This is a genomic window from Nitratidesulfovibrio sp. D1 (assembly GCF_051133415.1).
In the GTDB taxonomy this organism is placed as follows: Bacteria; Desulfobacterota; Desulfovibrionia; order Desulfovibrionales; family Desulfovibrionaceae; genus Cupidesulfovibrio.
On record NZ_JBPGNZ010000003.1, the window covers coordinates 270,571 to 294,969 of the forward strand.

The following is a 24,399-nucleotide window of genomic DNA, read 5'->3' on the forward strand; positions in this document are numbered from 1 at the left end:
GGCTCTAGATGAATTTATGGGTCATGCTGTCATTCAGGATGACCTGTTCATATATCTGGTTGTGCGGCTGGTAGGTGCAGCGCGGGCATTCTGTGACGATGTCGATGGCGTCGTGCATTCGCCAGTGGCGTCTGCCACCCCACACCCTGCCGATCTCGTTTACATCCTCGCAGTCGGTCAACAGCTCTAGCTTCGAGTCGCCCCGCCTGTCGCAGCACAACCCCATAACAAAGGCGTCTTCCGGGGCCTGTTTGTTACTGGGCGGCGCAATGACAGCGGTCATGAACAGCGAGTAGCATTTGTCGAAGCAGTTGGACCGGCCGAACTGGTCGTTGAACTTGTGGGTGACGCCGAAGACACCGAAATTCTCGTCGTCCAGTTCCTGAGCCATGGCTATCTGTTCGTTGAACAGTTCAACTTCTTCGGGGGTGAAGACTATTTCATCTGGCGTGCCGATTTTATCCCAAGGAGTCCCGGCGGGCCGGAAATGGATGCTTTTGCAGCCGATTTCTTTGGCCAGTCGGGCGGCTTCGAATACGTCGGCGATGTTCTCGCGGTAGAGCAGGAACTTGTAGTTCAACCCGTACGAGGGGTGCTTTTTGCCAAGCTGGGTATTGTGGCGGCGGGAATAGTCCGCGAGCAGGGCAATGTTTTCTATGACCTTCTCGAAGGTGCGGGATTCCGGCTTGAGACCCTTCAGCGCATTGAACGTCGCGGGGGTGCCCGCATCAACGGAAACACCAACCCATGTGCACTGCGACAAAGGATCAACAAAGTCGGCAATGCGCGAGCCGTTGGTAACCATGCCGACTTCCACGCCGTTGGCTACCACCCGATCCACAAATTCGCCGGTGTCGGGGTTCAGCAGGGGTTCGCCCCCACCCGCAACACAAATGGCTTTTACCCCAACGTCATCGGGGTTGGGACTTGTTCCCCATCTGGGCAGAAAGTCGGCAAGGCCGTTCAGGGTATGGCGCGAAAGCCTTAGGTTGCGGTGTTTGCGAATATATTCGGCGTTGCACCACGCGCAATCGAAGTTGCAGATGTTCGTCGGATCAACGGTGATAAGGACCGGGGCGGGAACAGACCTGCCTCGTCGTATTTTGCGCCAGCGGTCGACATGTACCAGCAGCTTGTAACTGTTGAACGGGTTCCAGCGTTTCTGGGTTGTCCATTCGCCGGGCTTGGCGGTGATATCTTTTAACCGTGTGATCGGTGGAAGTGTGGTCATAGTTGCCTCCGCAGTCACCTCTCTGCTATTTTTATGCCAAGGTGTGGGGTGGTCGGTCGGGTACCCATAATGGAGGGACAACGGGAAGGTTGCGGGCACTGATAGCAGAAGACATTGCATTACCATAAAGCCGGTTATGCCTCTTGTGGTCGGGAACGGGGAGAGGCGCGAAGGCATCTTGTCAGAACTATGACGATGTTCGAACCGCCGAGTGGCGTTTTTGTCGTCCCAACGGCGGAGAGTGGCGCATTATGCGGCGCGACGGTCAGTATGTGTTGAGAGGGCACCGTTTCACTCTCGTCGCGTGTCGAGCGCTTCGCTGTAATGCCCCCCGCAAGCAGGTGCCTGCAAGTGCAGGATGCGGCGATGGTGGCGCCGAACAGGAGGCAGATTCGGCATCCGTCACGCGCTTGGCGATATTGGTATGGGGGGCACGCAGGTTGGCGGCAGGGTCGATTCTGGGTGCAGGTATTTCAGCGAACCCAGGTTGGTGCTGGTCTAGGCAGCGGGCTTACGGCCCCGTGCCCGGAGTACGTGGCGGCCAGTTCCGGTATCCAGGAAGGAGGCTGCCACGCTCATCAGCAGCAGGGCCGGCAGGAACCTGGCGTAGTTGTTGCGTACTTCGCGTCGCGCATCCCGGACGCGGGGCAGGAGGTGGGGTAGGGGCGAGTCGCCCGCATCAGCTCTTGGGATCGCCCTTTCGCGCGGGCGCGCAGTCCCCTTCGGTCAGGAACGAGCGTTCCTCGTCGGTGAGCACGACGCGTTCGATTATGGGATACGCTGCGCTGGGAGGATACGCCGCGCCTGTCCTCACCATTTCCTCGCGCCAGACGCCGGGCTGCGCGGGTTCCCGCTCGCGCGCCATCAGGACGAGCCGCTTGGAGTGCTCCAGCAGCCGGGCGAAGCGCCCCGGCGCGTGCAGCCCGCTTTCGCGTCCTTCGTGGCTGCGCGCGGAATACAGGGTGTGCGGCACGTGGACGAAGCGCGCCCCGCCCAGGGCGAAGCGCAGGAAGCATTCGTGGTCGTCGGCGTCGGCGGTTTCGTCGAAGGGGCCGAAGCGGTCGTGCAGGGCGCGGCGGTACAGCTTGGCCACGCCGCACAGGTACCAACTGCGGAACGAGGCGTCGAAGGAATGTTCCGGCAGGCGGAATTCGCGCAGGATGCGCATGTCGTCGTCCACCACGAACATGTCGGCGTAGGCGAAGTCCGCCGTGTCGTCCATGAGCGGCCGGGCCAGGGTGGAGAACAGTTGCGGGTGGCAGATGTCGTCCGCCGGGACGAAGGTGCAGTACTCCCCGGAGCACTGCGCGAGACCCCGGTTGTAGTTGGCCGTGGACCCCGCGTTGGATTCCGCCCGCAGGAACACGATGCGGCGTCCCGTGCGGGCGTAGCGGGGATGCACGGCGCGCTCGATGACGTCGGCCGTGGCGTCGTAGCGGCAGGCGTACGAGGCGGTGGCCCCGGCCACGTCGCGCAGGAAGCGCCGGAGCACCGCCACGGAATCGTCGGTGGAGGCGTCGTCGGTGATGACGATCTCCAGGTTGGGATAGTCCTGGAACATCAGGGAATCGAGGCACGCCCCGATGTACCGGCCGTGGTTGTAGCTGGGCACCACCACCGAGATCAGCGGGTGGCCGGAGTGCGCGGTACGGTGGCTTTCGTCCGTGTTCATGGCTGCTCCTTCGCGGGCGTTGCCCCGCTCCCCCCGATGTTCCCCCCGGTTTCCCCCCCATCGGGAAATCCGTAGTAGCTGACCCGGAACGGCGCGGGGTAGTCCCCGGCGTTCAGGACGGCCCGCGCCAGCCCCGGTGGCGGTGGCGGCGGCGGGGTAGTCGCGCAGGCCAACAGGGCGGCGTTGATGGCCGCCGGGTCGCGCATCAGGTCCGTGGCCAGGCGCAGTCCGTACCCCCACGCGGCCATACGCTCCGCGGGCGCGCCCAGATCGAAGGTGACTGGGTACAGCCCGGCCAGCACAGCCTCGGACAGGGTATAGGAATACGTTTCCGGCCACACGGCGGGCAGGAAGGCCAGGTGGTACGGCTCACCCCCGTTCGCGGCCAGCAGGCCGGGCAGTTCGTCCGCGCCGTAGCGGCCGGTGATGGTCACCCCAAGTTCGCGCAACGTATCGTCGCGGTCGGTGTAGCCCACCACGGTGAAGTGCAGAGGCAATCCGGCCTCGCGGGCGTGGCGGGCGCAGTCCTCCAGCACGTGCGACCCCTTGTGCGGGCCAATGGCACCGATGACCGCCACCCGCAGGGGCTCGCCCCGTGCGTAGGGCACGCTGGTCGCGGGGGGTGACGTTCGGGGCGGCGTTTCCGGGTGGGGCCGCACGGCGATGCGCGCGGCACAGCCGGGAAAGTGGGCGGCCAGCCGCCGGGCGGTGTCCCGGCTGGGGGTGAAGATGGCCCGTGCGCCGTCCAGCAGCGTGGCCCACGCCACGCGCCAGCGTACGATGTCCGTGTTGCCGAGTTGCGGTGTTTCCGCCGCGATGCAGGCGGCGCAGCGCCACGGCGCGCCGCCCTCCATCTGCCCATCCTCGTTCAGCGCCGTGGGGCAGGGGTAGCCGTCCGGCCCGATGCAGGTGATGCGCGGGCACAGCGCGGAGAGGTCGTGCGCGGTGACGTCGTAGGGGATTTCCAGCAGCCGGGCCACCAGCGGCAGCAGTTCCGGCGCAACGTGCGGGTACCCAGCCAGGTTGTGCACGTGGATGTGGCCGATGTTCAGGTCCGCCAGCACTTCCAGCAGCGCGCCGAAGTCGGGCGGCAGGTCGAAGGCCAGATTGGGCAGGTGCAGCGGCTGCGACAGGTTCACCGTCCACACGCACCCGGCGTCGTTCCCGCGCGGGCGCAGCACCAGTGCGGGCGTGCCTTCCGCCGCCAGCCGGTCGCACAGGTCCTGCACGTGGCGCTCGGTGCCGCCGCCCCAGTTGTGGGTGACCATCAGCACCGGGCGGGCGGCGAGAGAACATGCGCCCGGTGCAAGGCTTGGCGCGACGGACGCCGTCTCTCGGACGCCATGCAGGGCGCGGCGCAGCCGGTCGATCTCCCATGCCCGGCGGGCCGGGCGTTCCGTGGCCGTCCGCATGCGGAGCGCATCCGCCAGCAATTCCTCCGCCCGCGTCCAGCCCAGCCCGGCCAGGGCAAGGTCCAGCCGGGCGGCGGGCATGTCCGTTTCCGGCTGGCCGTAGCAGCGGGTTTCCAGCACCGCGCGGGCAAGGTCCGCCGGGTCGCGCACCTCGGTCCCGCACGGCGGGGGCAGCGCGCCGCTTTCCAGACGTTCGCGCGGGATGCACAGTAGCGCGCCCTCTTCCGCCGCGCCAAAGATGTTGCGCGTCGCTCCCCGGTGGTTGGCGGGATTGAAGGCGGCGTGGCGCAGATGGAACACGGCGTAGTCCCACCCCAGCGCCAGCCGCGCGGCCGGCCAGGCATGGGCGAAGTCGTTGCACTCCATGTGCAGCACCGGGCGGCAGGCGCGGATGGTGCGTTCCGCCCCCAGCAGGATATCCGCCTCCATCCCTTCGGCGTCCACCTTGATCAGGTCCACCCTGCCGTCGTGGCGGCCTCCCCGTCCGTCCACCGCCTGGCCGGGGGAGGGGGCGGGCGCGGCCCGCAACTCGTCCAGCCGAAGCACGGGCACTTCCGCCGTGCCGGATGCACCGCCGGTGGCGACGCCATCCGCGAACCGCAGGCGCACCATGCCGAGGTTCTGCCGACCCTGCCCGGCGATGCGCGGCACATGGGCCGTGCCCGGCCGGCTGCCCGCTCCGGCGCGCAGCGTCGTGACGACTTCGCACAGTCCGTTGGCGGCAACGGTGCGCAGCAGCAGCTCGAACAACTCCACCTGGGGTTCCAGCGCCGTCACGCGCCCCCCCGGTCCGACCATGCGGGCAAAGGCCACGGCGTGGGAGCCCGCGTTGGCTCCCACGTCCAGCACATGGCCGCCGCGGGGCACGTAGGGGGCCAATGCGTCCAGTTCCGCTTGCGCCCACTCGCCGTACTGCATGAGCGAAGCGCCCACGGGCACGTCGAAGTCAAAGTGGTGGAGCAGCCCGTACCGGCAGGAGAGAAGGCGCACCCGCTCTTCCAGCCACGGGGGCAGCGGCCGGGGAGAGGGCGGATCCGCAGCCGGGATGCGGGCGGCAGGGGTGTCGGCGTTCCTGGGGGGCGTCATGCGGGGCGTTCCTTGCGTGCGGGATGTGTCGCGGCATGTTCCACGGGGCGGTGCGCGTCCGACGGGGCAGGGCGTTCCGTAAGGTACGCGGCAAGCGCCATGCCCCTTGCCGCGTCCAGCCGGGAGTTCACCAGCATGCCCTGTGCCCGTCCGATGGGCACCGCGTCATAGGGCAGGGTTTCCGGGCCGGTATCGCGGTCTCCGGGGGTGGCCCGGCGGCGCGCGGCGCGCACCAGGGTCAGCGCGCCGTCGCGGGACCAGACCGGGGGAAGATCCTGCCTGCGGGCGGGAATGCCGGGCACGGAAACGACCTCTCCCGCCGTATCCACCCGTTTCAGATGCGCCGGATGCGCTGGGGCGGGGGATACGGAGCAGACGGCGCGGGGCGGGAGGCACGGCTCGTCGGGAGCGGCCGGTTTTCCTCCGGATTCGTTTCCGGGAGCCAGCGCAGAAGCGAGAAAGGCGCGCAGGGTGGCGGCATCCAGCAGGGCGGCCCGGCCATCCACGTACAGCACGTCATGTCCGGCAAGGACGGGATGGCCGGGGAACGCTGTCCCTTCGGCAAGGTCCGCGCGGCGGAACAGGGGCACGGGCCACTCGCGCGCCGCCGCGCGGCAGGCGGGCACGCTGGGCGGGGGGAGCAGCGGCAGGCCGTAGCGGGTGGCCACGGCACGGGCCATGACGCCCCGGCCCGCCACGAAGACCGGCATGGCGGAGCGGTGGTCCCGGTCGGCGTCCGGCGCATTCAGGGCCCGCAGCACAGTGTCCACCGTCCTGCAGGGCGCGGGAACGCCCTCCAGGCACAGGTACGGAGTTTCCGGGGCGGGGGCCGTTCCGTCCGGGGGAGGCTCCGGCCCTTCGGGCGGCAGCAGCACCACGCAGGCCAGGCGGCCATGGGAACGCGGGCAATGAAGCGGGGACGCCGTCGATTCCGGTTCGGGGGATTCCGGCCGGGTTGCGGGGCAGTGCGCCGCGATGTCGCCGGGGCCGCAGGGGGGGAAATTGACGGAGGAGTTTTCCAGCAGGCGGGCTGCGGCGAGATCCCAGGGTTCGTCCACGTCCAGTCCTTGCGCGGCGGGTATCACATGGGCCACGGGGTTGCCGTCGGGGGCGGGGGGCACGGTCATGTCGGGCCGCAGCCACGGCTCGATGCGGTAGCGGGGGCGATGGCTTTCCAGCGAAAACGCGCCGCATTGGAGAAAGCGTTCCCCGCCATGCGGACCTTGGCCCCGGCGAGGCCGCGCGTCATGGGCAGGACCGGGCAGGGGAGCGGGCACGCCGTCGCGCAGGGTCAGGAAGTCCAGCGACGCGGAGGGCAGCCGGGCCACCGTGTGCAGGGCGGGGCGGTTGGCCGCCGTCAGCCGGTCGAGGGCGCGGGGAATTTCGGCGGGGTCCACGAAGGGGTGGGTGGCGGAAACCGTGAGCAGGAAGTCCGGCACCCGCCGCTCCACCAGCAGCATCCACATCTGCGCGAACATCCACGGGTCGAAGGGCGACACGCGGTCGCCCGCCAGTTCCGCCGGACGCAGGAAGGGCACGTCGGCCCCGGCATGGCGGGCGGCGGCCGCTATGTCCGGGCAGTCGGTGTTGATCACCACCCGGCGCACCTCCGGCACGGCCCGGCACACGTCCACGGCCCGTTCCACCAGCGCGCGCGCGCCCACCCGGCGCAGGGCCTTGCGCGGCACCCCGCGCGAGCCGCCGCGCGCAAGGACCATGGCCACCACGTCCCAAGAGTGGCGTGGGATGTTGCAGTCCCTGTGGGCCGGGTCGGACAGCCGCTCGGCGCGGATGCGCGCGCACTCGGCCACCCACCGGTCCAGCGCCCCGGACGGCAGGCCGTGGTCACGCACCCGTTGCGCGGCGCGGTCGGCCCGGCCCAGCCAGAGCCGCTCCGTCACGGCCAGCACGCACTGTTCCGGAGGCATGATGGCCGGATCAGGCAGGACGGGGTAGCTGCCGGGCAGACCCGGCGGCGGGGGCGAGAGAGGATGCGGCGCATCGTCGATCTTTTGCGCCGCCTCGTGTCGCGCCGCGTGCACCAGGTCCGGCAGGGTCACGGCAAAGAAGCGTTTCGCCGGGCCGTCCAGCGCAAGGTCCGGCTGCCGCCAGTTCCGGGCGGCGGCCACGGGGTCGCGGGCCAGCGATGCGTAGGCCGCGCCGTACGCTGCGGCGATGCGTTCCGGCCGCCAGTGGGCTTCCATCCACGTGCGGGCGGCCCGACCCACCTCTTGCGCCTCGTCGGGGTGGTCCAGCAGGTGGCCCAGCACGTGGGCCGCGTCCTCCAGCCGCACGTCGACAAAAGGAGATGAGTCCGGGGGGCAGGCGTCAGTGGGATGGGTGTCGGGGCCCGCCATGTGAGCCAGCACGCGGCGGCAGCGGCCATCCAGGTGGGCCAGCACCGGCTTGCCCTGGGCAAGGCCCTCCAGCCCGGTTAGGTGGCAACTGCCAGTGACCAGGTCGTCCACCACGATGCGCGCCAGACGCTTGGCGGCCAGGGTCTGGGCCAGCGGCGTCCTGTGCACCAGATGCCAACTGGCCCCGCGCGGCAGGCACGCGGCGCGCACGGCGGCCTCGGCCTCGGGCCGGGCCTTGGTGTTCCAGCGGTCGGCCCAGGCCGAGTGCAGCCGGGTGGGCGACAGGAACACGTCGTGGCGTAGCGGGCCGTGTACGGCCGGGTCGTGCGGCAGGTAGTCCGCGTCGTCGATGGGCAGGGGGTTGGGCACCACCCGCGCGCGGGGGTAGCAGCGTTCCTGGAACTGGCCCACCACCAGCGCCGGGATGGGCTGGGCCAGCAGCGCGGCCGGGGTGATGCCCATGCGGCCCGCCACCAGTCCCGGTTCGCTGTGGAACTGGCGGACTGCCAGGACGTTCTTTTTCGGCAGCGCGCCCCTTTCAGCCAGCGCCCGGAAGTCGATGGGCGCGAAGTGGCGCGAATCCAGGTCCAGGTAGTTGTGGAAGTGCAGGATGTCGGCCTGTTCCGCCAGTTCGCGGGCCAGGTCCGGCGTTTCGTCGAACACCACGTCCTGCCCGAAGTCCTCGCTGCCGTAGCGGGTCAGGTCCACCAGCCGGGCCGTGCAGCCGGGCAGGTGGGCGTTCAGCGCCCGGACCAGGCGCAACGGCGCGCCCGCCAGCGGGGTGACGGCGAAATGGACGACGCGCATCACGCGGCCCCGGTCCCGGAATCCGGGGCTTCCCCCCCGTCTCCCGTTTGCACCGGCATGGCCAGCATGGCGGGCAGAAGCTGCCCGTCGCGCGGCAGGGCCACGGTCAGGGAATTGCCGACCACCGCGTCCCACAGTTCCGGCGACAGGCCGTCGCCGGGGCTCTTCACGGCCAGGTCGTCCGGGGCCAGCACCGTGCCCGCCGCCAGGTCGCGCGCGGCCACCAGGCTTTTGCGCAGCTTCACGGCCATGGCCGCCTCGGTGGGGGTGACGCGCTTTTCGGTCACGCCCATGGCCCGCTCCACCTCGCGGATCATCCGGACCAGCAGGGCCAGGTCGTCCGGCTCCAGCGAGGCTTGGTGGTCGGTGCCGCGCTGGGTGCGGTCCAGGGTGAAGTGGCGCTCCACCAGGCACGCCCCGCGCGCCACGGCGGCCACGCTGGGGCCCATGCCCCGCTCGTGGCCGGAATAGCCCACGGGCAGGCCGTAGCGGCGGGCCAGTTCGTCCATCACCGGCAGGGCGATGTCCGCCTCGTCGCAGGGATAGCTGGAATTGCAGTGCAGCAGCACCACCTCGCGGTGGCGGGCGCAAAGCTCGGCCACGGCCCGGTCCACCTGTTCCAGGGTGCTCATGCCCGTGGACAGCACCACCGGCAGGCCCAGCGCGGCCACCCGGCGCAGCATGGGCACGTTGACCACGTCGGCCGAGCAGACCTTGAGCAGTTCCACCTTCAGGCCGGCCAGCACGTCCAGGCTGGGCGCGTCCCAGGCCGAGGCGAAGAAGACCATGCCCAGCGATTCGGCCAGCTGCTTCAGTTCCGCGAACCGGGCGGCGGAAAGTTCCAGCGCGTCGCGGTGTTCGCCGTAGGTGGCCCCGAAGCTGTTGGGGCCGCCATACGCGGCGCGCGCGCCCTCCGTCGTGAGCAGGGCCGAGGTGTCGCGCTTCTGGAACTTCACGGCGTCGGCCCCGGCGCGGGCGGCCTCGCGCACCATGCGCCGGGCGGTGTCCATGTCGCCCTGGTGGTTGTTGCCCACCTCGGCTACCACCAGGCACGGGCAGCCGGGGCCGATGCGGCGGCCCGAGGCCAGGGTGACGACGGGCGCGGCAGGGCCTGCCGCAAGGGGAGTGGCGGGGAAAGCGTTCATAGCAGCACGACGACCTCCCGCGCCGATCCGGGCATGCCGGGCATGGCCAGCAGCTGTTGCTGGATGGCGCGCTGGTGCGCGAACGAGGCCACCACCACCGCGTCCACGGCCAGCAGGCCGGGTTCGGCCAGCAGGGCCGCCGGGGGCTGCACGGTATGCCCGTGGAAGGGGGCGCCGTGCTTGGCCTCGTCGTTGTCCACCACCAGGGTCACGGCGAAGGGGGTGCCTTCCAGCGCGGCCAGCACCACCTCGCCCGTTTCGGCCGCGCCGAACAGGGCGAGACGCAGTGGGGCAAGGGCGCTAGGGGTGGGCGCGCCTTCCGCGTGGCGGGCGGCCAGCGGTTCCAGCCGCCGCCGCACCAGTTCCTTGATGGAGGCGAACCCGCGCACCATCTCGGCGCAGTACTGTTCCAGCATGCTGCGCCGCGCCTCCTGCCCCTTGTCGGTGAGTTTGTAGGCGAAGCTCTTGCGGTTCACCGGGGCGAACTGGACCATGCCCTCGCGGTGCAGTTCCGCCAGGTACTGGTTGACCATGGCGCTGCTGGTGCGGCTGAACCGGGCCAGCTGGGTCTGGCTGAGCCGCTCGTTCTCGGTCAGCGCCTGCACCACGGACAGCAGGCGCAGCTTCTTGGATGGCCGGATGTAGTCCTTGCCCTGGAAGAACATGGAGCCCCCGAAAAATCGTTCAGTATGTTTATGATCGATTTTGGCAGGCCAGGGGGGATGTGTCAAGCAGGGTGCGGAAACTTCGCGGCTGGCCCCCGCAGCGGTTATCCTTGACGCATGGCCGCTTCCGGGGCAGTGCTCATGAACGCGCGGCGCACGGGCCACGGGCCCGCTCGGGGGAGCGCAGGCCGCCGCGCACCATGCACCACGGACGCACGACCACTCGGGGGCATGCCGCGCCAGAGGCATGCCGCAGGAGCATCAATGGCATTGTTCGGAAAGAAGGACGAGGAACACGCGGTAAATCTGGTGTACCAGCAGTTGCGCCTGGCTGCGGACCGCCGGGCGCGGTTCTACGTGGTGGTGCGCACCCGCGACGGCAAACAGCATTCGCTGCCGGGGCTCATCGAATCGTACGAAGGTCCCACCCTGCTCATCGACATGTCCAGCGGGGTGCGGCTTTCCTCGGCGTGGAGGGGGCAGGTGGTGGAGTGCTACTTCCGCATCGTGGCCATGGCCCCCCAGCGCACGGAACAGCATTTCATGTTCGCCTCGCGCATCCTCGACATCCGCGCCCTGTCCACGGGGCTCATCGTGGAACTGGAAAAGCCCGCCGCCATCGAGTCGGGCCAGCGCCGCCGTAGCGTGCGGGTGCGCCCGGTGCCGGAACTGGTGGGCCTGCTGGAAGTGCGGCGCGACCAGTCCCCTGACGACGGCCCGCTGTCCCTGACGGCGCTGGACGGCTACCAGCGCATCACCGGCGTGGCCGTCCAGAATCCGCTGGAGAGCGACACGGCCCCCGCGCAGGTCCCCGCGTCCGCCACGTCTGCCACATCGGGGCAATCCCCTGCCCAGCCCCCTGTCCAGTCCGCGTCCAGCCCGGCCAGCGACCCGCAACCCTGGCTGGCGGACATTTCCGCCGGCGGCCTGCGCGCCTGCGTCGCCCCCCGCGCGGGCGAAGGGGGCGAAAAGGGGCCGCTCACGCGCGGCGACCGGGTGGTGCTGCGCGCCATCCTGCACTGGCCCGGCGGCGCGCACCAACCCCTGGACGTGCTGTTGAAGGCCGAGGTCTCCACCCGCATGCACACGGGCAGCCTGCCCGGCGGGGTGGACGTGGGGCTGGAGTTCCTGTTCGACGGCAAGATCGACGCCGACGGCATGGTGGCCTGGGTGCCCGTGCGCGACGGGGTGTACCGCATCGCCCAGTGGGTGAACGCCGTGTACATGGAGTACATGCGCAAGGTACGCGCCCAGTAGGGGCGGCCTTCCGCTCTCTCCCCGCGCCCTGTCCCCAACGGCCGCCGCGCCCGTGCAGGCGCGGCGGCCGTTGTGCGTTCCGCCTGCACGTCGATTTCACGGTGCATGTGCGTAGTGTGATTTGACAATATTCGCACGGCCCGCTGCTTGACGCACCTGCCGCCGGATGGTCTACAGGACTGTCGGTCTCATTGCATCGGACAACACGCCGCGGGTGCGGCCGGACGGCGGGACGAGCCGTCCGCCCGGTCTTGCCGGATCCGTGGGACGTCATTGTAGCAACAACCGCTGGAGGTACTGGATGAAACGGACCATCGTACTGCTTCTGATGATGCTGGCCGCCGTGCTGGCGTTCGGCCCCAGGGCCGAGGCCGCCGAAGGCAAGACCTTCCGCGTCGGCATCGCGTCCGACCCCGAATCGCTCGACCCGCACATGCAGCTTTCCGGGCCCATGCTGGCCTACTCGCACTGGGTGTTCGACCCCCTGGTGCGCTGGACCCAGGACATGAAGTTCGAACCGCGCCTGGCCGAGAAGTGGGAACAGGTCAACCCCACCACCGTGCGCTTCCACCTGCGCAAGGGCGTGAAGTTCCACAGCGGCAACCCCTTCACCGCCGCCGACGTGGCCTGGACCGTCAAGCGCCTGAAGGAATCCCCCGACTTCAAGGGCCTGTACGTCAAGTTCGCCGAGCCCAAGGTGGTGGACGACCACACCATCGACATCGTCACCACCGAGCCCTACGGCCTGGTGATGAACCTGGCCACCTACATCTTCCCCATGGACTCCAAGTTCTACACCGGCACCGACGCCGCGGGCCAGCCCAAGGGCGCGGTGGTGAAGAACGGCCCCTCGTTCGCCAACGAGAACGCCTCGGGCACAGGTCCGTTCATGGTGGCCCAGCGCGAGCACGGCGTGAAGCTGGTGCTGAAGGCCAACCCCAGCTACTGGGCCAAGCGCGGCGACGTCGAGACCATCGAGCTGACCCCCATCAAGAACGAGGCCACCCGCGTGGCCGCCATCCTGAAGGGCGACGTGGACTTCATCACCCCCGTGCCCGTGCAGGACTACGACCAGCTCGCCAAGAATCCCGACGTCGAGCTGATCACCATGGCCAGCACCCGCATCATCACCTTCCAGCTGAACCAGAAGCGCAGCCCCGCCCTGGCCAACCCCAAGGTGCGCGAGGCCATCATCGCCGCCACCGACCATGCGGGCATCGTGGCCAAGATCATGAAGGGCTACACCGTGGTCACCCATCAGCAGGCGCCCAAGGGCTACCCCGGCTACATCGCCGACCTGAAGCCGCGCTTCGACGTGGAGAAGGCCCGGAAGCTGATGAAGGAAGCGGGCTACGAGAAGGGTCTGGAACTGACCATGATCGCGCCCAACAACCGCTACGTGAACGACGAGAAGGTGGCCCAGGCCTTCGTTTCCATGATGGCCAAGATCGGCATCAAGGTGAACCTGAAGACCATGCCCAAGGCCCAGTTCTGGGATGAGTTCGACGCCCAGGTGGCCGACATCCAGATGATCGGCTGGCACCCGGATACCGAGGACACCGCCAACTACGGCGAATACCTGCTGATGTGCATGAACAAGGACACCGGCATGGGCCAGTACAACAGCGGCAACTACTGCAACAAGAAGTACGACGCGCTGATCGAGGAAGCCAACCGCACCACCGATCCCCAGAAGCGTGACGCCCTGTTGCAGGAATCGGAAAAGCTGGCCTACGACGAGGCCGCCTTCGTGCCGCTGCACATGGAACCGCTGTCGTGGGCGGCCCGCAAGACGGTGAAGAACGCCAAGGCGATCATCAACGTCCAGGACTTCCCCTACTTCGGCGACGTGGTGATGCAGTAACAATGAACGGGCGCGGGGGGTTGCAAGCCTCCCGCGCCTTTTCGACGGTTTCGTGAAGGCGGGCGGGCAGGGGAACACCCCTTGCCTGCCCCGCCGAAATTTTGTAGCCCACCGGGCGGGGATCACCCCGTTACCGACGCGCGGCATTCCGCCGCCCCCGCATTCCGCACCGCGCCACGGGCCATGCCCAGGCCCTTCCGGGCCTCTCCCGGCGTTGCCGGACACGCGGCGGGCGTTCCCGGCAGGCCCACCGGAACACGGTGCGCCGTCGTGGCCGGGTTGCGGACAACGCCGCGCACGCCGTTTCGCGCCTTCGCGCTTTCATGGCCGCCGCACGCGTTCCCGCCGCCCCTGCCCGCGCAGGGGGAACATGGACCAGTCCATGGACGGGGTTCACGCATGCATCCGGCCGCCGCGCGCGGGCGCTGCCCCGTCGTCCCCTGTCACCCCGCCCCCGTTCCCGTATGGTGCGGGGCCTGCATCGCGCGGGGCCAGCATCGAGTCGGCCCGTATCGTGGGGGAAGGTCGCGCGGCCCGCGGCGCCGCGGCAACCAGCAACGCCGTTACCGGCAACGAGACGCACATGTTCGCATTCATCGTCCGCAGGGTGGCGCAAGCCCTGCTGGTCATGTTCATCATCAGCTTCATCGGGTTCGCCATCAAGCAGTCCGTGGGCGACCCCACGCGCGAGATGGTGGGCGTGTCCGTGTCCGTCAAGGAGCGCGAAGCCCTGCGCGAAAAGCTGGGCCTGAACGACCCGTACCTGGTCCAGTGGGCGCGCTTCACCAAGAACGCCCTGCAGGGCGATCTCGGCACCTCGTACTTCTACCGCAAGCCCGCGCTGGACGTGATCCTTTCCAAGGCTCCGGCCACGCTGGAACTGGTCTTCGTGGCCCAGTGCATCATTGTGCTTATCTCCGTGCCGGTGGGCGTGTATTCCGCGTGCCGCCCGCGCTCGGTGCTCTCGCGCCTGTTCATGGGCATCAGCATCGTGGGGGTTTCGGTGCCGGTGTTCCTGACGGCCATCTTCATGATCTACATCTTTTCGGTGCACCTCGGCTGGCTGCCCTCGTTCGGGCGCGGCAACCCGGTGGAGATATTTCCGGGGTGGACATCGGTGCTGACCACCTGGTCCAACTTCAAGCACATCATCCTGCCGTCCATCGCCCTGTCGTCCATCATGCTGCCGCTGTTCATCCGGCTGATCCGCGCCGAGATGAAGGAAGCGCTGGAGACGGAGTACGTGAAATTCGCGCGGGCCAAGGGTCTGCCCGAATGGCGCGTGGTGATGGTGCACGCCTTCAAGAACACCCTCTTGCCGGTCATCACCGTGGGGGGCGTGCAGCTTGGCATCATGATCGCCTTCACCATCCTGACCGAGACGGTGTTCCAGTGGCAGGGCATGGGCTTCATGTTCGTGGAGGCCGTGGAGCGCGCCGACACCGCGCTGCTGGTGGCCTATCTGATCTTTGTCGGGGCCATCTTCGTCGCCGTGAACACGGTGGTGGACCTGATCTACGGTTTCGTGAATCCCATGGTCCGCATCGCGGGGAGGAAGTAGCATGGCCGGTCTTTTGCGGCGGTTCCGCCAGTCGTACTTCCTGTATTCCTTCCTGCGCGACCCGGTGGCGGTGACCAGCTTCGCCCTGTTCGTGATCCTGGCCTCCTCGGCCCTGCTGGCCCCGGTCTTCGCCCCGCACAATCCGTACGACGGGGCCAATATCGACATCATGGACGCGGAAACGCCCCCCCTGTGGAAGGACGGCGGCAACCCCGCCTTCCTGCTGGGCACCGACAACCAGGGGCGCGACCTGTTCTCGGCCATCCTGTACGGCATGCGCGTGTCCCTGCTGATCGGGGTGGGGGCCGTGGCCATGCAGGCGTGCATCGGCATCATGGTGGGCCTGCTGTCCGGCTACGGCAGCCGCAGGCTGGACAATATCCTGATGCGCATCGCCGACGTGCAGCTGTCGTTCTCGTCATACATGGTGGCCATCTTCCTGGGGGCCATCGTGCAGATGACCTTCGGCGTGGGCCGCTACGAGCAGGTGGCCGTGCCCTTCCTGGTGCTGGTCATCGGCCTGGCCGAATGGCCGCAGTACGCGCGCACCGTGCGCGCATCGGTGCTGGCCGAGAAGAAGAAGGAATACGTGGAGGCGGCGCGGGTCATAGGACTTAAACCATTCCGGATCATGTGGCGGCACATCCTGCCCAATACGCTGACCCCGGTGCTGGTCATCTCCACCGTGCAGGTGGCCAACGCCATCATGAGCGAGGCGGCGCTGTCGTTCCTGGGGCTGGGCATGCCGGTGACCAAGCCTTCGCTGGGTTCGCTGATCAAGTCGGGCTTCCAGTACTTCTTCAGCGGCAGCTGGTGGATAACGCTGTTTCCGGGCGTGGTGCTGATTCTGCTGGTGCTGTCCATCAACCTGCTTGGCGACTGGCTGCGGGATTTCCTGAATCCCAAGCTGTACAAGGACTAGCCCATGCAACCGCTGCTCGACGTATCCAACCTCACCGTCAAGTTCGCGCTGCGCGACACCGCGCTCACCGCCGTCAACGACGTCTCGTTCACCCTGGGCAAGGGCGAACGCCTGGGCCTCGTGGGCGAATCGGGCGCGGGCAAGTCCGTCACCGGCTTTTCCATCCTGAACCTGGTGTCCAAGCCCGGCTTCATCGCGGGCGGCTCCGTGCTGTTCGAGGGCAGGGACCTGACCCGCGCCGACGCGGAAACCCTGCGCGACATCCGGGGCAACCGCATCAGCATGATCTTTCAGGACCCCATGATGACCCTGAACCCGGTGCTGACCGTGGGCACGCAGATGATCGAAACCATCCGCGCCCACAAGAAGGTGACCCGCAAGGAAGCCGAGGCCATCGCCCTGGACAAGCTGCGCAAGGTCTACATTCCTTCGCCGGAACGCCGCCTGACCCAGTACCCGCACGAGTTCTCGGGCGGCATGCGCCAGCGCATCGTCATCGCCATCGCGCTGTTGACCTCGCCGTCGCTGATCATCGCCGACGAGCCCACCACGGCCCTCGACGTGACCATCCAGGCCGAGATTATGGACCTGCTGCTGGAGCTGTGCCAGTCGGAGGACATGGGCCTCATCCTGATCACCCACGACCTTGGCGTGGTCTCACAGGTCACCCAGAAGATCGCGGTGATGTACGCGGGCGGCATCGTGGAGATGGGCGACACCGCCAGCGTGGTGGGCGCGCCGCTGCACCCCTACACGCGCGGCCTGCTGGGCGCGCTGCCGCAGTGTGCGGACAAGGCCGGCTGTGGCCTTGAAACCGTGGCCGCGCCCCGCGCGCGCCGCCGCCTGAACCAGATACCGGGCAGCATGCCGAGCCTTTCCGACGTGCCGCGCGGCTGTCCGTTCAACAACCGCTGCGAGCTGTGCGAAACCGTGTGCACCACCACCCGGCCGCTGCTGGAAAAGAAGAGCGACGGGCGTTTGGCCGCCTGCCACATGGTAGCCTAGGGGGGACACGGGAATGACCAACCAGAACACCGCACTGCTTTCGCTGCGCAACGTCGTCAAGCACTTCGACATCTCCGGCGGGCTGCTGGACCAGCTGCGCCTGTCCGGCGGGCGCATCACCCGCAAGCGCACCGTGGTGCACGCCGTCAACGACGTGAGCTTCGACATCCTGCCCGGCGAAACCCTGAGCGTGGTGGGCGAGTCGGGCTGCGGCAAGTCCACCCTGGCGCGCACCGTCATCGGCCTGTACCGGGCCACCGGCGGCGAGATATTGTACCGGGGCGAGCGCATCGACAACCTGAGCGACGCGGGCATGCTGCCCTACCGCACCCGCATGCAGATGGTCTTTCAGGACCCCTACGCCTCGCTGAACCCGCGCATGAAGGTGCGCGAGATACTGGAAGAGCCGGTGCGCTTCCACAACCCCGGCATCTCCGACGCCGACGTGCGCGCCCGCGTGGCCGCCGTCATGGAGCAGGTGGGCGTGAACCCGCTGTGGGGCGTGCGCTATCCGCACGAATTCTCCGGCGGGCAGCGCCAGCGCATCTCCATCGCCCGCGCCCTGGTGGTGGACCCCGAGTTCATCGTGGCCGACGAGCCCATCTCGGCGCTGGACGTGTCCATCCAGGCGCAGGTGCTGAATCTGATGATGGACATGCAGGAGCAGCGCAACCTGACCTACCTGTTCATCAGCCACGACCTGTCCGTGGTGGAGCACATCTCCACCCGCGTGGCCGTGATGTACCTGGGCAGCCTGTGCGAACTGGCCAGCGCTGCCGACCTGTTCGGCGCCCCGCGCCACCCGTACACCCAGGCCCTGCTGTCGGCCATCCCGCGCATCGGCGGCAAGGCCGCCGCGCACATCAAGCTCTCCGGCGACGTGCCCACGCCCATCAACCTGCCTTCGGGCTGCGTGTTCCACGGCCGCTGCCCGCACGCCAACGAACGTTGCATGCGCGAAGTGCCCAAGGCCCGCCAGCTCGCCAACGGTTCGCTGGTGGCCTGCCATGGCGTGGAGGAAGGGCGGGTGTAGTTGGAGGTAGAAGGGTATCCAGAGGTGAACCATGCGTGATTGGCAGCAAGCCCTCGGCGCCAGGCGCAAGATACGCGACCCGCTGTACGGGTATGTGTATCTTACGGAAGAAGAGCGAAAGATCGTCGATACGCCGATCTTCCAGCGCTTGCGTAGGGTGGGGCAGCTTGCGTTGACCAAGTACGTGTACCCGGCCGCCGAGCATTCGCGCTTCGTCCATTCGCTGGGGGCCATGCACTGCGCGACGCAGATATTTACCGGAATCGTCGGCAACTCGGCCGCCGATATGGGGCTTGATCAGGGTGACCAGATCAACAACCTGAAAAGACTGCGGTTTGCCGCCCTGCTGCATGACATAGGGCATGTGGCCTTTTCCCATGCGGCCGAGGACATGGTGCTTTCACCGCTCAAGCACGAGCATTTGGGGCGGTACATCATCGAGAACCATGCCCCCATAGCGGAAGTGCTGGACGAGCACGCCACCCCGGTCATCGGCATTCTGTCGGACCAGTTCCTTGCGAAATACCAGTTGCTGCACCAGATCATTTCCGGACATCTGGATGCGGACCGTGCCGATTACCTGATGCGCGATTCCCACGCGTGCGGGGTGAAGTACGGCGAATACGACGTGGCGCGTTACATGCAGGCGTTCGGGGCCACGCGGCAGGACGGCATGCTCAAGCTGTTCGTCAACGAACGTGACGTGTTCGTCGTCGAAGCGTTCCTGATGGCGCGGTATCATTACAACATGCAGGTTCCGTATCACCGTACCCGTACGGGATACGACCTGGTGCTGAAACGTTTCTTCAGGGAATTCCTGCCTACGTGGGAAGACGCGCAACTTGACCTCGACTGGGCGAACGGCGTGTTCACCCGCGTCAACCTGGAAAAATTCGAGTGGTTCGACGACTACACGATTTTCGGCCACATCAAGCGGGAAGCGCGCGCAGGCAACCCTTGGGCCAAGATGCTGCTGCGCGGCGGGCACCTTTGCCCCGTGTACGATACGACCAGCACCGTGACCGGGGCCGAAGAAGACTACAAGGCCATTGTCGAGCAGTTGAAGGCGGCGGGGTTGCGCGCGGACGAGGACTTTTTCCACTGGATGAAAACGGAACAGGTGTCCAAGCTGGCGGTTTCCGGCGACGAGGGAAACGAATCCCGGCCCAACCAGGAAACGATCTATGTCCGGACAAAGGACGCCGGCCTTGTTGACATCATGTCCTATTCGCCTATCCTCTCTGCCCTTCGCCCGGTGACAATCTACCGGATTTATACTACCGAATCGCACAGGGCCATGGCAGAAGAACTGGTCAGGAAGACCTGCGGCAAAGCGTGCTAGAAGGAGCAGGACATGGCTGACCTGAATCGGCAGATAGTCTGCGAACTGCTGGACGTCATGCAGGAACACGGCGTGGAGTTGACCAAGATCAACATCCAGAAGACCGCGTATTTCCTGACGGCGTGGGGCGTGTCGCTGGGATTGCGGTTTCACCCCTACACCTATGGTCCGTATTCGGGCGAGCTGTCGCGTTGCCTCGAAGACCTCGCCTTCTGGGACAACCTGGCGAAGAAGGACGACAAGACCTACGAGGTGCGCGAACTCCCCGAGCGCCCGACCCTGCGGGCGGACGACAAGGCGCGCATCCGTGCGTGCGTGACGGCCCTGTACGACGCCATACTTGGCAAGAACGCGCCGGGCTTCGACGAGATGGAAATCTACGGCACCGTGCTGTACTGCCGGAACGCGCTCAAGGCCGCGGCCGAAGACGTCACCGAGGACGCCATCCTGAAGCAGTTCAAGGCATGGAAAGGCGATACCTATCCCGATGCGAAGGTGCGCGCCGCCATTCAGAACCTTGAGCGGCATCTGACGGCGTAAATCGCCACTGCGCCCGTTGGGGCGCGGGAGAAACAGCAAAATCCTCCGGAACTATCCGGAGGATTTTGCTGTTTCTTGGAGGTGTGGGGGGGGCAGGAGCCGGGTTCTATAGCTACTTTCCCAACACGTCGGCCATGCGGTCCAGAGCGGTGCGCAGCAGGGGGCGCGGGCAGCCCAGGTTCAGGCGCAGCCAGCCCTCGCCGTCCGGGCCGAAGCTGGAGCCGGGGCTGGGCACCACGCCCGCCTTGTGGCGCACGCGGTGCAGCAGGTCGGCCTCCGGCAGGCCGAGTGGGCGGAAGTCCACCCACGACAGGTAGGTGGACTGCGGCTGCATGACGCGCACGGACGGCAGGCGCTGGCCCAGCACTTCGCGCACCAGGGCGGCGTTGCCCGCGATGTAGGCCATCAGCGCGTCCAGCCAGGGGCCGCCGTGGCGGCAGGCTGCCTCGGTGGTGGCCAGCCCGAACATGTTGGGGTGGCGGATGCCGAGGCCGGTGAGTTCCGCGCGGAAGGTGCGGCGCAGGGTGGCGTCCTCGATAATCACGTGGGCCAGGCCCGCGCCGGGCACGTTGAAGGTCTTGGCGGCGGAAACGGCGGTGATGGTGCGCCCGGCCACTTCCGGCGACAGGCTGGCCAGCACGGTGTGCGCGTGGCCGGGCAGCAGCAGGTCGTGATGGATTTCGTCGCTGACCATGAGCGTGCCGTGCTTCAGGCACAGTTCGGCCACGCGGGTCAGTTCCGCGCGGGTCCATACCCGGCCGCCGGGGTTGTGCGGGCTGCACAGCAGCAGCACCCTGGCCCCGCGCCCGCCGTCGGCAAGGGCGGCGTCCAGCGCGTCGAAATCCATTTCATACAAGGGATTGCCGCTGGCGTCCGTGGTGAGCGCCAGCGGGTTGGCCAGCACCCGGCAACCCGCGTTGCGCACGGCCTCGTAGAAGGGCGGGTACACGGGCGTCTGGACGACCACGCCGTCGCCGGGCCGGGCGAACAGGCGCACGGCCAGGCACAGCGCGGCCACCACCGTGGGCACGGGCAGCAGGCGGCGCGGGTTCACTGTCCAGCCGTGCCGGGCGGAGAGCCAATGGGCCACGGCCTCGCGGCAGGCGGCGCCTTCCGCCGGGTAGCCGAACACGCCGTGGGCGGCCAGGCGGGCCACGGCCTCGCGTACCGCCGGGGGCGAGGGAAAGTCCATGTCCGCCACCCACAGGGGGATGGCGGTGGCGGCTTCAGCCGGGGAGAGGTTGAACATGCGCCCCATGTCGTCCCATTTCAGGCTGCCGGTGTTGCGCCGGTCGGGGACATGGTCGAAGTCGAAGGTATGGTCGGGCATGGCGTTGGGTGACGGTGCGTCGGGTTCGTGCGTGGGAAGGCGATGTGCCGCAACGGAGCGCGCACACTGCGGGCAGGATCCGTCTTTTGCCGCCGGGCGGCGTTGGCGTGCGCTTTTCGGTGCTCATGTACATCAGTACACTGCGCGCGAAAAGCGCACGCCGCCTTGCCCGGCGGGCAAAACTCGTAATCCCTGGCATTGCGCGCGCCCAGCCACCCGCGACGGAAGACCGTCGCGGGGTATGAGGAAGGGGCCGGCGCACGTGCCAAATGAGAAAACCGCCTGCACGGCGGTCAAACGCATCCCCCATTGAAAAGTTTGGGGGGATGGGGGTGCGGGGGGAGGAGACCCTTTTCAAAGGGTCCCTTCCCCCGCAGATTTTTCAGTCTCTAGAACCCGTTGTAGCAGACCCGGTCGTCGTATTCGACCTGCTTGCCCTTGTTCCACTGCGACACGGGGCGGTAGTAGCCCACGATGCGGGTGTACACTTCCGTGTCCTGGCCGCAGTCGGGGCACTGGTGCTGTTCGCCCTGCAAATAGCCGTGGTCCTTGCACACCGAGAAGGTGGGGGTGACGGAAAGGTACGGCAGGCGGGTCTGGGAGAACGCCTTGATGATGAACTTCTTGAGGGCCTCGGTGTCGGCCACGGATTCGCCCAGGTAGGTGTGGAACACCGAGCCGCCGGTGTACAGCGGTTGCAGCTTGTTCTGGTGGTCCAGCGCGGCGAACACGTCCTCGGTCATGCCCACGGGCAGGGCGGTGGAGTTGGTGTAGTACGGGGTGCCGTTGCCCGAGGCGCGGATTTCCGAGTACAGCGCCTTGTCGATCTTGGCGAGGCGGTAGCTGGTGCCTTCGGCCGGGGTGGCTTCGAGGTTGTAGAGGTTGCCGGTCTCTTCCTGGAAGCGCGCGGTAAGGTTGCGCAGGTGGTTCAGGGTGCGCTGCATCAGCCGCACGCCCGCCTCGGTCTCGATGCCCTTGCCCAGCAGGTTCAGGCAGGCTTCATGCCCGCCCACCAGCCCGATGGTGGCGAAGTGCCCGGCAAAGCCGTTCTTGAGGTAGCGGCGCGACCACGGGAACATGCCGCGTTCGAGGTTGGCGGTGACCAGCTTGCGCTTGAATTCCAGTGAATCGCGGGCCAGTTCCGCGTATTCGGTCACCATGTCCAGGAAGTCCTCTTCCCCTTGGGCGAGATAGGCCAGCTTGGGCAGGTTCAGGGTGACCACCCCGATGGACCCGGTCAGGTCGCCCGCGCCGAACAGCCCCCCCACCTTGTTGCGCAGCTGCCGCAGGTCCATCTGCAACCGGCAGCACATGGAGCGCACGTCCTCGGGGTTGAGGTTGGAATTGATGAAGTTCTGGAAGTAGGGCGCGCCGTACTTGGCGGTGAGCTTCAGCAGCAGGTCGCCGATCTCCGAATCCCACGGAAAGTCCTTGGTGACGTTGTACGTGGGAATGGGGAAGGAGAAGATGCGGCCGTGGAAGTCGCCGTCCAGCATCACTTCCAGGAAGGCGCGGTTCAGCATTTCCATTTCCGGCGCATATTCGCCGTAGACCGAATCCTTGTATTCGCCGCCGATGATGATGGGCTCGGTGGCGATGTGCTTGGGCGGCACCAGGTCGAAGGTCAGGTTGGTGAACGGGCTCTGGCCGCCCCAGCGCGAGGTTGTGTTCAGGTTGAACACGAACTTCTGCATGGCCTGGCGCACCTGCTTGTAGGTCAGGCCGTCGTTGCGCACGAAGGGGGCAAGGTAGGTGTCCACGTTGTTGAACGCCTGCGCCCCCGCCCATTCGTTCTGCAACGTGCCGAGGAAATTGATCATCTGGCCCATGGCGGTGTCCAGATGCTTGGCGGGACCGGCGCTGGACCGGTTCTCGAGGTTGAAGCCTTCCAGCAAAAGGTCGCGCAGGCTCCAGCCCGCGCAGTACCCCGCAAGGCCGAAGGACAGGTCGTGGATGTGGAAGTAGCCGTGGTCGTGGGCCTGGCGCACTTCCTCGGGGTACTTCTCCAGCGCGTACTTGGCCTGCAACGTACCGGAAAGATGCAGCATCAGGCCCTGGAACGAGTGCGTCATGTTGGCGTTCTCGTTCACGCGCCAGTCGGCCTTGGTGAGGTAGTTGTCGATGGTCTCGGAGATGTCGAGGAAGGCGGCCTTCTGCTCGCGCAGGGTGCGGCGGGTTTCGCGGTAGATGATGTACCGCTTGGCCACCGCGTACAGGCGCGATTCCATCAGCACCTGCTCCACGGTGTCCTGCACCTGTTCCTGCTCGGGAATCTCGCAGTCCGCGAGCTTTTGCTCCACCCTGTGGGCGATGCGCCTGGAGAGCAGCGGGTCCTTAATGCCGTTTGCTTTCAGGGCCTTCAGGATGGCTTCCGCGATGCGGTCCGTGGACCACGTCTCCAGCCGTCCGTCGCGTTTCAGAATCTGCTTCGGCATGCTTCCTCCGGGGGGGCACGTAATCCTGTATCTTCAGTTCGAAACCGGCGGGAAGCTGGCGGCGGGCCGCTTCCACGTCGGCATCGGAAAGCACGGGAACGCGGGTGAGGCGGAACATGAACGCGTCGGGCTGCGCCTTTGCCAGCGCGAAGACGCGCGAAAGCGCGGCGCGGGCCTCGTCCGGGCTGGTGGTGCCGCCGGACAGGCGCGGGTAGAGGGCGAAGGGTCCCTTGACGTCGATGGAAAAGGCGTCGGCCAGGCCGTCGCGCAGCAAGAGTTCCACCACGTCGGGGCGCAGGCCGTTGCTGTCCACCTTCACGGGCAGGCCGAAACGGCGCAGGTCGCGGAGCAGGTCTGCGAAGCCCTCGACCATGGTCGCTTCCCCCCCGGTCACGACCACCCCGTCCAGCCAGTGGCGGCGGGCTTCGATGTAGGATTCCATGGCGGCGCGCGAAAGCACGGGCAGGGTGTCGGCATGCCAGGCCAGTTGCCAGTTGTGGCAGGTGGGGCAGCGCATGTTGCAGCCGCCCAGAAAGATGACGCAGCTGCTGTAGCCGGGCCAGTCGCAGAGGCTCAGGCGTTCGAAGCCATGCACGTGGTTCCATGCGGAGGACATGACGGAAAGTATCCTTGTCCGGGGCGGCGAGTGCCCGGAAACATGACTGGCCCTCCTGACGGCGCATTTGCGGGGTCGTTGCGGTGCTCCGCGCCGTCAAGAAAGTGTCTAGTAAATTT

17 protein-coding genes are annotated in these 24,399 nt (G+C 67.3%); 8 read left to right on the forward strand and 9 right to left on the reverse strand.

All coding sequences use genetic code 11. The features are described 5' to 3' along the window. Positions 1–4 precede the first annotated feature (4 nt). The 6 genes from ACR4XJ_RS06840 to ACR4XJ_RS06865 all read right to left on the reverse strand — a co-directional run bounded on the left by ACR4XJ_RS06840 (position 5) and on the right by ACR4XJ_RS06865 (position 10,375). Positions 5–1,231 (reverse strand): radical SAM protein, encoded by a 1,227-nt coding sequence (locus ACR4XJ_RS06840; protein ID WP_434754517.1) that lies wholly within the window; start codon positions 1,229–1,231, stop codon positions 5–7. Between the two features lie 679 nt (positions 1,232–1,910). After that, the gene (locus ACR4XJ_RS06845; protein ID WP_434754518.1) at positions 1,911–2,903 is read right to left on the reverse strand and encodes a glycosyltransferase family 2 protein; all 993 of its coding nucleotides are present in this window, start codon (positions 2,901–2,903) and stop codon (positions 1,911–1,913) included. Further along, entirely contained in the window at positions 2,900–5,401 is a 2,502-nt protein-coding gene (locus ACR4XJ_RS06850) for an FkbM family methyltransferase (RefSeq protein WP_434754519.1), read from the reverse strand. The genes ACR4XJ_RS06845 and ACR4XJ_RS06850 overlap by 4 nt, the downstream gene beginning before the upstream one ends. After that, positions 5,398–8,565 carry a cytidylyltransferase domain-containing protein gene (locus ACR4XJ_RS06855; protein ID WP_434754520.1) on the reverse strand — a complete coding sequence of 1,056 codons (3,168 nt, stop codon included), beginning with the start codon at positions 8,563–8,565 and terminating at the stop codon, positions 5,398–5,400. Before ACR4XJ_RS06855 ends, ACR4XJ_RS06850 begins: the two co-directional genes overlap by 4 nt. Further along, positions 8,565–9,710, reverse strand: a complete 1,146-nt coding sequence (locus tag ACR4XJ_RS06860) for an N-acetylneuraminate synthase family protein (RefSeq protein ID WP_434754521.1) — start codon at positions 9,708–9,710, stop codon at positions 8,565–8,567. The genes ACR4XJ_RS06855 and ACR4XJ_RS06860 overlap by 1 nt, the downstream gene beginning before the upstream one ends. Continuing rightward, positions 9,707–10,375, reverse strand: coding sequence for a winged helix-turn-helix transcriptional regulator (locus tag ACR4XJ_RS06865; RefSeq protein WP_434754522.1), 669 nt, complete (start codon positions 10,373–10,375; stop codon positions 9,707–9,709). Before ACR4XJ_RS06865 ends, ACR4XJ_RS06860 begins: the two co-directional genes overlap by 4 nt. A gap of 264 nt (positions 10,376–10,639) precedes the next feature. Between ACR4XJ_RS06865 and ACR4XJ_RS06870 the strand changes: the two genes are divergently transcribed. The 8 genes from ACR4XJ_RS06870 (at position 10,640) to ACR4XJ_RS06905 (ending at position 19,899) form a co-directional block, all read left to right on the forward strand. Beyond that, complete coding sequence (locus tag ACR4XJ_RS06870) at positions 10,640–11,632, forward strand: hypothetical protein (RefSeq protein ID WP_434754523.1); 993 nt, start codon at positions 10,640–10,642, stop codon at positions 11,630–11,632. Between the two features lie 301 nt (positions 11,633–11,933). Then, a complete protein-coding gene (locus ACR4XJ_RS06875; protein WP_434754524.1) occupies positions 11,934–13,496 on the forward strand; it encodes an ABC transporter substrate-binding protein in 1,563 nt (520 codons plus the stop codon). A gap of 583 nt (positions 13,497–14,079) precedes the next feature. Further along, on the forward strand, positions 14,080–15,057 hold the full coding sequence (locus ACR4XJ_RS06880) for an ABC transporter permease (protein WP_434754525.1): 978 nt from the start codon (positions 14,080–14,082) through the stop codon (positions 15,055–15,057). A gap of 1 nt (position 15,058) precedes the next feature. Next, a complete protein-coding gene (locus ACR4XJ_RS06885; protein ID WP_333504458.1) occupies positions 15,059–15,979 on the forward strand; it encodes an ABC transporter permease in 921 nt (306 codons plus the stop codon). Positions 15,980–15,982: 3 nt separating this feature from the next. Further along, complete coding sequence (locus tag ACR4XJ_RS06890) at positions 15,983–16,984, forward strand: ABC transporter ATP-binding protein (protein ID WP_434754526.1); 1,002 nt, start codon at positions 15,983–15,985, stop codon at positions 16,982–16,984. A gap of 13 nt (positions 16,985–16,997) precedes the next feature. Further along, positions 16,998–18,017 carry an ABC transporter ATP-binding protein gene (locus ACR4XJ_RS06895; RefSeq protein WP_434754527.1) on the forward strand — a complete coding sequence of 340 codons (1,020 nt, stop codon included), beginning with the start codon at positions 16,998–17,000 and terminating at the stop codon, positions 18,015–18,017. Between the two features lie 31 nt (positions 18,018–18,048). Continuing rightward, the gene (locus tag ACR4XJ_RS06900) at positions 18,049–19,359 is read left to right on the forward strand and encodes an HD domain-containing protein (RefSeq protein WP_434754528.1); all 1,311 of its coding nucleotides are present in this window, start codon (positions 18,049–18,051) and stop codon (positions 19,357–19,359) included. A gap of 12 nt (positions 19,360–19,371) precedes the next feature. Continuing rightward, positions 19,372–19,899, forward strand: coding sequence for a hypothetical protein (locus ACR4XJ_RS06905; protein WP_434754529.1), 528 nt, complete (start codon positions 19,372–19,374; stop codon positions 19,897–19,899). A gap of 112 nt (positions 19,900–20,011) precedes the next feature. Here the strand turns inward: ACR4XJ_RS06905 and ACR4XJ_RS06910 are convergent, their stop codons facing one another. From ACR4XJ_RS06910 to ACR4XJ_RS06920, 3 genes are all read right to left on the reverse strand, one after another. Continuing rightward, positions 20,012–21,229 carry a MalY/PatB family protein gene (locus ACR4XJ_RS06910; protein WP_434754530.1) on the reverse strand — a complete coding sequence of 406 codons (1,218 nt, stop codon included), beginning with the start codon at positions 21,227–21,229 and terminating at the stop codon, positions 20,012–20,014. A gap of 389 nt (positions 21,230–21,618) precedes the next feature. Continuing rightward, a complete protein-coding gene (locus ACR4XJ_RS06915; RefSeq protein ID WP_434754531.1) occupies positions 21,619–23,664 on the reverse strand; it encodes a ribonucleoside triphosphate reductase in 2,046 nt (681 codons plus the stop codon). Beyond that, a complete protein-coding gene (locus tag ACR4XJ_RS06920; RefSeq protein WP_434754532.1) occupies positions 23,564–24,280 on the reverse strand; it encodes an anaerobic ribonucleoside-triphosphate reductase activating protein in 717 nt (238 codons plus the stop codon). The genes ACR4XJ_RS06915 and ACR4XJ_RS06920 overlap by 101 nt, the downstream gene beginning before the upstream one ends. Positions 24,281–24,399: the final 119 nt, after the last annotated feature.

What these genes read in the sequence shown, in the direction of transcription:
- ACR4XJ_RS06855 (WP_434754520.1), bottom strand. Translation starts at nt 8,565, where the DNA reads ATGCGCGTCGTCCATTTCGCCGTCACCCCGCTGGCGGGCGCGCCGTTG.
- ACR4XJ_RS06845 (WP_434754518.1), bottom strand. Translation starts at nt 2,903, where the DNA reads ATGAACACGGACGAAAGCCACCGTACCGCGCACTCCGGCCACCCGCTG.
- ACR4XJ_RS06920 (WP_434754532.1), bottom strand. Translation starts at nt 24,280, where the DNA reads ATGTCCTCCGCATGGAACCACGTGCATGGCTTCGAACGCCTGAGCCTC.
- ACR4XJ_RS06910 (WP_434754530.1), bottom strand. Translation starts at nt 21,229, where the DNA reads ATGCCCGACCATACCTTCGACTTCGACCATGTCCCCGACCGGCGCAAC.
- ACR4XJ_RS06840 (WP_434754517.1), bottom strand. Translation starts at nt 1,231, where the DNA reads ATGACCACACTTCCACCGATCACACGGTTAAAAGATATCACCGCCAAG.
- ACR4XJ_RS06885 (WP_333504458.1), top strand. Translation starts at nt 15,059, where the DNA reads ATGGCCGGTCTTTTGCGGCGGTTCCGCCAGTCGTACTTCCTGTATTCC.
- ACR4XJ_RS06860 (WP_434754521.1), bottom strand. Translation starts at nt 9,710, where the DNA reads ATGAACGCTTTCCCCGCCACTCCCCTTGCGGCAGGCCCTGCCGCGCCC.
- ACR4XJ_RS06870 (WP_434754523.1), top strand. Translation starts at nt 10,640, where the DNA reads ATGGCATTGTTCGGAAAGAAGGACGAGGAACACGCGGTAAATCTGGTG.
- ACR4XJ_RS06895 (WP_434754527.1), top strand. Translation starts at nt 16,998, where the DNA reads ATGACCAACCAGAACACCGCACTGCTTTCGCTGCGCAACGTCGTCAAG.
- ACR4XJ_RS06890 (WP_434754526.1), top strand. Translation starts at nt 15,983, where the DNA reads ATGCAACCGCTGCTCGACGTATCCAACCTCACCGTCAAGTTCGCGCTG.
- ACR4XJ_RS06915 (WP_434754531.1), bottom strand. Translation starts at nt 23,664, where the DNA reads ATGCCGAAGCAGATTCTGAAACGCGACGGACGGCTGGAGACGTGGTCC.
- ACR4XJ_RS06905 (WP_434754529.1), top strand. Translation starts at nt 19,372, where the DNA reads ATGGCTGACCTGAATCGGCAGATAGTCTGCGAACTGCTGGACGTCATG.
- ACR4XJ_RS06875 (WP_434754524.1), top strand. Translation starts at nt 11,934, where the DNA reads ATGAAACGGACCATCGTACTGCTTCTGATGATGCTGGCCGCCGTGCTG.
- ACR4XJ_RS06900 (WP_434754528.1), top strand. Translation starts at nt 18,049, where the DNA reads ATGCGTGATTGGCAGCAAGCCCTCGGCGCCAGGCGCAAGATACGCGAC.
- ACR4XJ_RS06865 (WP_434754522.1), bottom strand. Translation starts at nt 10,375, where the DNA reads ATGTTCTTCCAGGGCAAGGACTACATCCGGCCATCCAAGAAGCTGCGC.
- ACR4XJ_RS06880 (WP_434754525.1), top strand. Translation starts at nt 14,080, where the DNA reads ATGTTCGCATTCATCGTCCGCAGGGTGGCGCAAGCCCTGCTGGTCATG.
- ACR4XJ_RS06850 (WP_434754519.1), bottom strand. Translation starts at nt 5,401, where the DNA reads ATGACGCCCCCCAGGAACGCCGACACCCCTGCCGCCCGCATCCCGGCT.